General features: G+C 45.5%; 3 protein-coding genes and 2 pseudogenes. 2 read left to right on the top strand and 3 right to left on the bottom strand.

The window, feature by feature from the left end:
- The coding region (locus O9295_RS14190; RefSeq protein WP_288033443.1) for a S8 family peptidase at positions 1 to 2,228 on the bottom strand (2,228 nt) is incomplete at its 3' end.
- Between the two features lie 876 nt (positions 2,229 to 3,104).
- Here O9295_RS14190 and O9295_RS27410 point away from each other — a divergent pair.
- Positions 3,105 to 3,203: pseudogene (locus O9295_RS27410) on the top strand (IS982 family transposase); the annotation flags it as partial.
- A gap of 107 nt (positions 3,204 to 3,310) precedes the next feature.
- Here the strand turns inward: O9295_RS27410 and O9295_RS14185 are convergent.
- Positions 3,311 to 4,387, bottom strand: coding sequence for an AI-2E family transporter (locus O9295_RS14185; RefSeq protein WP_288033444.1), 1,077 nt, complete (start codon positions 4,385 to 4,387; stop codon positions 3,311 to 3,313).
- A 271-nt stretch (positions 4,388 to 4,658) separates the two neighbouring features.
- On the opposite strand from O9295_RS14185, the gene O9295_RS14180 reads away from it, so the two are divergent.
- The gene (locus tag O9295_RS14180) at positions 4,659 to 5,426 is read left to right on the top strand and encodes an ABC transporter ATP-binding protein (RefSeq protein ID WP_125731277.1); all 768 of its coding nucleotides are present in this window, start codon (positions 4,659 to 4,661) and stop codon (positions 5,424 to 5,426) included.
- A 164-nt stretch (positions 5,427 to 5,590) separates the two neighbouring features.
- Here O9295_RS14180 and O9295_RS14175 read toward each other — a convergent pair.
- Positions 5,591 to 5,934 (bottom strand): annotated as a pseudogene (locus O9295_RS14175) (tetratricopeptide repeat protein); the annotation flags it as partial.
- Positions 5,935 to 6,238 lie beyond the last annotated feature (304 nt).

The raw sequence follows: 6,238 nt of genomic DNA, 5'->3' as shown, positions 1-6,238 counted from the left end.
TATTCAAAGAACAACTGATTGGCCGTGCTGGTGTTGATGATCGGACTGGTTAAATAATAGAAGTCGTGCAAGGCTGTAGAGGCATTTCCCCCAATAACAACCCCAGCTACACCATTATCGGCTGTGGGAGTATTGTCCGTTCCGGGATCAGGGTTGCCATAATTTTGACCTGTAGAAGTTGTGGCAGCACCGATTTGCCATTCTGTCCCCAGAGTCCAACCCTTGCTGTTATTGGCAAAATCATCCCAGAAGTAGGTGGTAAATCCTTCCTCAGAAATAATAGTTCCCGTTGCTGTATTAGGAGAACCACCAATGTAGCCCGTCCCGGAATTGACGGTTAAAATAACTGATTCGCTGTTTTCCTGTACGGTGTCGGCAATCGGATCAACCTCGACCGTTGCCGTTGTCGCACCAGGGGCAAAAGTGACGGTTCCCAATTTCGTCGTCGGGTCGAAGGTGACACCACTACCTGTTAATACGTTGTAATCGGCTGGGTCGCTTCCCACTGGGGCAGCGTTTGCTATGCCACTCGCCCCGAAGTTAACGGTCAGGGGAGAACTCAGGTTTAAGTTAGTGCGAGTAAAGGTATAAACCAAGTTAGTCGTACCGTCTTCCTGCACACTGGTGGGACTGACACTGACGGTGACAGAAGGTAAGTTAGCCGCCGCCAAAGCGTTAAACACATTGAGCCGCTTACCAGAAACCGTTTTACCAGCTAGAGCCGCAATCGGATCCCCCGTGTTCATTAAGGCATCTTTCACCTGTTGGGCTGTCCAGGTAGGATTTTGTGACCACAACAAAGCCGCCGCCCCTGCCACATGGGGACTTGCCATGGATGTCCCTGAATAGGTGGCATAGGTATTGTTGGGAGTGGTACTGTAAATCGCTGAACCAGGCGCGCCTAAATCTACGCTGGTTAAGCCATAGTTGGAAAACGACGAGAGGGAATCGGTGCGGGTGGTGGAAGCAACGGAAATAATATTAGCTAGGTTGTAACTGGCAGGATAGGAGGGGCTTGTGTCAGTGTTTTGTGCACTATTACCAGCCGCCGCAATAAATAAAGCCCCCGCCTGACCCGCCGCATTAATCGCATTATAGAGTGCCTGACTATAACCGCCGCCACCCCAGGAATTATTGGTGAGCTTAACTCCTTTGGCCGTCGCATAGTTAATTGCCAAAATAGCATTGGAGGTAGAGCCTGACCCCGTATCATCAAGGAACTTCAGCGGCATGATTTTGGCATTCCAGGCCACCCCCGTCACGCCTACCCCATTATTTCCTTTGCCAGCAATAGTTCCAGCAACATGGGTTCCGTGACCATGAACATCACTGGGGTCATTGTCGTTATAGGCAAAGTCCCAACCGCGAATGTCATCAATGTAGCCATTGCCATCGTTGTCAATGCCGTCTCCCGCAATTTCCCCTGGGTTTGTCCAGATATTACCAGCCAAATCGGGATGGTTGTAGTCAACCCCCGTATCAATAACCCCAATCACTAGATTAGGATCGCCGGTTTGAATATCCCAGGCTTCAGGGGCATCAATATCCGCGTCGGCAGTACCACCACTTTGTCCGGTGTTATGCAATCCCCAAAGTTGATTAAAACCAGGGTCATTGGGGAATGTCGCCTGGGGACTAATTGTGCCTTTTGTCACAATATAGTCGGGTTCAATGTATTCAAAAATTGGATTGGAGCCATATTCTGCCAGAATCGTATCCACAGAGAGCGACCCGGATAATTTCCAAATCTCTGCCCCCGTTAGTTTAATCTTCTGGGTTTTAACAGCACCAAAGAGGGAGTGAAACTGAGCAGCTTGGGCGGTGGCGATCCCTTGTTTAAACTTGACAATGAGTTGATTGGGAGCATGGGGGGCAATAGTGCTAGTTGCTGCAGGTTTTACCTCTGAGGTGACGGGGGCAGCGGTGGGTAGAGAAGTAAGACCCACCGCTGGACTGGTGGAATGACGGGAAGAGTTAATACTAAGAGAAGCGGTAAACAATGGGGAACTATTAGCAGCAGGGGAGACTGAAACACTTGGGGGAACCGTAGGAGCCTCAGAGGATACTGTAGATGGGGAGGGGTTAGAGTTCGTTTCGATGGCTCCACTTAGATCGCCGGAACCTCTTAGACCATCCGTGATTGGGAAGGAGCGCTCAAAACTCAAAGAATCTTCTGGAGATGGCATATATGTACTAACTGAATCAGAACTTACTTGTGTTGTCTTCATGACTAGGCACACCCGATTTTATTTATGGCGTGTGCAACTATATTTGTAGTCTTGATTTACAAGGCTTTCAGAAATCAGCAGAGATAAAGTATCCTCCGGAACTCTGATTCCGTCCTTTTTAGTTGCACATCGGGTAATTTCCCGAAAATTATAGCACTTTTCACGTTACCGAGGTATCGATAAGTTTTGGGCTCTTCTCGACTTTGTGTGATAATTTTTGCTTATAAAATCAATCGTGAAATACCTATCAGGCAAGACTTTTAGCACTATTCTGCGGATATTCTATCAGTATAGACCTCGTTTCCACACAGAAACCAGAAGAGCCAGTTTTGCCAACAAAGGGTTTAAGCCCCTTGCCCATGCCTCATTCTGATGAAAACCGCTATAATCGGTCAATCATTTGAGGGTGTTGAATTCTTTCTGTTTATGTTTAGGGAAAAAGACAAGCCCAACCTTTCCGCTCTAGGGTCAAACTTTTCATCCATCTGTGATTGTAAATAGACAAGATTAACCAAATAATAAAATTTTTCTTAAATTTATCCAAAGCCTGATTATTCACCGCAATAAGGACAGCATTATTGAGAATGAGGTAAGCTCAAGGAGTTCTCAATCAACGGAGGCAATAAATAAGACTATTTTTCAAAAACTGTCACACAATCAAAGAATAAATCGGCAATATTTCAGGGGGAATAAACCTATTTTCTATCAACAAATTCTCAAGTTTATCATAGTTTTTTTGGGGCTGATAACGACTTGTATCTACCAAATATAAACCGATAATTTTCTTTGTTTATATATTAATTACCGTCCAAATATACACCTTTATCTTCTTACAATAAACCAACCACCACATTCAAATAACTACCTATTTCTTAAATTGAACATTCTCCTCACTCCAGTCCGGTTAATTTTTGCCTTAACGTTTTCTGCGGTTTGATTGCTTACTGTCACCAACTGAAGAAACCTTCCCTTTAGATGTACTGGCTTTTACCTCAATCTGCTTAACCGGAACCGTGGCTAAATTAATCTTTTTTTTCTAAGTTCCCTGGAAAGATTAAGGTAAAAATCAGAGCTATCGCCCCTTAGATTGGCCGATCATGGCTATTTGCCACCGGTTCGGGGCTATCCTCGCCAATCCAAGCCCTGACTAACTCGTAGCAAAGACCGAGCAGAACCGGCCCGACGAATAAACCAATAATCCCGTAGGCGATCACTCCCCCGAACACCCCTAGCAGAATCACCACCATGGGAATGGGCAGGCCGCGCCCCATTAAGATCGGTTTGAGGAAATTATCGACCAAGGTGGCGGGAATCATCCAGATGGTAAACAAGAGGGCGATGGAATTGGGTAGTGTTACCCAAGCGTGAATGAGCGCCCCCAAGACAATCAAACCGGGGCCAATTTGGAGAATGCCCAAAATTAGGGTGAGCAGAGTTAATAAACCGGCCGCAGGCGTTCCCACCGTTACTAAACCGATGCCGATCAAAAGACTCTGGATAATAGCAACGCCAATAATACCCCGGCTAACATTGCGGACGGTGGAGGCGGTAAGACTGGCCAGCGCGATTCCTCGACCCGGGGCGATCTTTTCCGCTAACCGGTTCATCAGGTGAGTCAGATTTTTGGCCGAGAGGGTGAGGGCCGCCGCAATCAGAATCGAGGCGATAAATTTCAGCACCGTCAGACCGGTACTGGTGGCCAGAGAAAGGGAGATTTTCCCCAGTTCTTTTAATTGTGGCTCGAAGCGTTGAAGAAATTGACCCGTGTTATCCGATGCCTGCTGCCAGAGACTGGCAATCCTTTCGCCGATCAGCGGCCAGGTGGCCACATCGGCGGGGGGAGGGGGAATCAGCACCGCACCAGTATCGATATATTCGGCCATCGTTCGCAGATTACCCGCCAGAACCGCTGCAATGCCACTCACCGGACCGATAATAATCCCTAGACAAAGTAGGGTGAGGAGAACTGCGGCCAGTTTCGCCCGGCCAGCGAGTAACTTTTTTAACCAGAGAAAGAGCGGATACCAAGCGATCGCTAGAATTGCTCCCCAGAGGATCATGGTTAGGAAGGGACGCAGCAGGGTAAAACCAGCAAATAACAACAGGCCGAGAAAAAACAGCCGGATGACGAGATCGATAGTTTTAGCGTCATTTTTCATCAATAGCGATCGCCTTTTGGCTAGATGAGGACATTTCTGCAATTATGGCAGTTTTTCGTTATGGGTAGTGATTCGCTAGTAGTGGTGAGCCGTCTTGTTTATCTGGTCAGGATTGTGTAAAGTATTTCCTCATCACAATAATTGCCCGATAAATCTTTAAAACTGATTCTTTCAGGGTAAATCTCCTGACAAATATTTTTTGGGTCGGTGCAATGCTTACCTTAAATAGTCTTGAGGGAGTAAAATCGACTAATTTAATCTGTTAACAAGGATGCAGGCAAATTTATTAGAAGTGCGGGGGGCAACCCGTCGATTTGGGGGATTAGTCGCTGTCGATGGGGTTTCCTTTCAGGTACAAAAAAACGAGATTTTTGGCTTAATTGGACCCAATGGGGCGGGAAAAACGACTTTATTTAATCTGATCACCGGTTTAATCCCCCTATCGAGTGGTGATTTAATTTATCAAGGGTACAGTCTGGCGAATTATCGTCCTCACCAGATCGCTCAGGCAGGAATTGCCAGGACTTTCCAGAATTTGCGCTTATTTGGTGAATTATCGGCTTTAGAAAATGTGGCGATCGCTGGTAACATTCACAATAGCTCCAATCTCTGGACGGGAATTTTCGGTTTACCAGTTTCGAGAAGGGAGGAGGAAAAAACCTATAAAAGAGCAGCGGAATTATTAGATTTAGTCGGATTAACTGACCAAAGCAATCGGAAAGCCTCTAATTTAGCCTATGGTGATCAAAGACGCTTGGAAATCGCCCGCGCTTTAGCTTTGCAACCCCAGTTATTACTCCTCGATGAACCGGCAGCCGGGATGAATCCCAGCGAAAAGGGGTCATTAAGTCAGCTAATTCGACAAATTCGTGATAATTTAGCTTTAACTGTCCTGTTAATCGAACATCATGTGCCTTTAGTGATGGGATTATGCGATCGCATTGCCGTGTTAGATTTCGGTAAGTTAATCGCTTTGGGAGAGCCGGCCACAGTCAGGGAGAATCCCGCGGTGATTGAAGCTTATTTAGGGGATGAATAAGGATTTTAGATATAGCAGCTATCTTCATGGTGAGGTACGAAGTTTTCGTTTTGGGGAGCCGGTCGTCAGTTATCAGTTATCAGCCTTTTTCTCCCTTCTCCCCACTCTCCTACTGCACTACAGCGACGGAGAATGTCATACCTGAGCTTATTTTTTTAGACAAATTACTGCATTTTTAGCATCCATTCTACTGTGCGTTCACACAGTTCTAAATTACCAGTTTTTATCAAAGCATTAGCGGCTTTTTGCCAATAGTTAAGGCTCGCTACTCGGCTACTAGGATTTTTATCATCGTAGGTAGCAAGAGCCAAATTATAATAAGCTTCGCCATAATTAGGCTGATAACTAATTGCTAATTGATAATCCGAAATCGCTTCTTTCTTCTCGCCCATTTTTCCTTAACTAAACCTCGATTATAGTAAGCTTCAGCATAGTTAGACTGGAGAGCAATAGCCATATTTAAATCCTCCAAAGCACCAGTATTATCTCCCAAATCAAAGCGAATAACTTTTTTCTAAAAACCCTTGACAAATGCCGAGACTTGCTTTATACTTTTTATATAATGGGAATCCGTGCGCCCATATATATAGGGTTTTTGAGGGAAGATAAGAGAGAAAAAAATAGACTCCAAAACCGGGATGGGTAGGAATAGGGATAAAGGTATGAAGACAGAAAATTTCTCTCCCCGACAAGCATTAAACAAAGCATTCCTGAGTAGGGATAATTCATGAATTATCCCTACGGAATTATCCCTACGGAATTATCCCTACGGAATTATCCCTACGGAATTATCCCTACGGAATTATCCCTAC

Origin of the sequence: Microcystis sp. LE18-22.4A, from assembly GCF_027531105.1 — a bacterium.
Taxonomy (GTDB): domain Bacteria; phylum Cyanobacteriota; class Cyanobacteriia; order Cyanobacteriales; family Microcystaceae; genus Microcystis; species Microcystis aeruginosa.
This window is presented reverse-complemented; position numbering and strand designations above follow the sequence as displayed.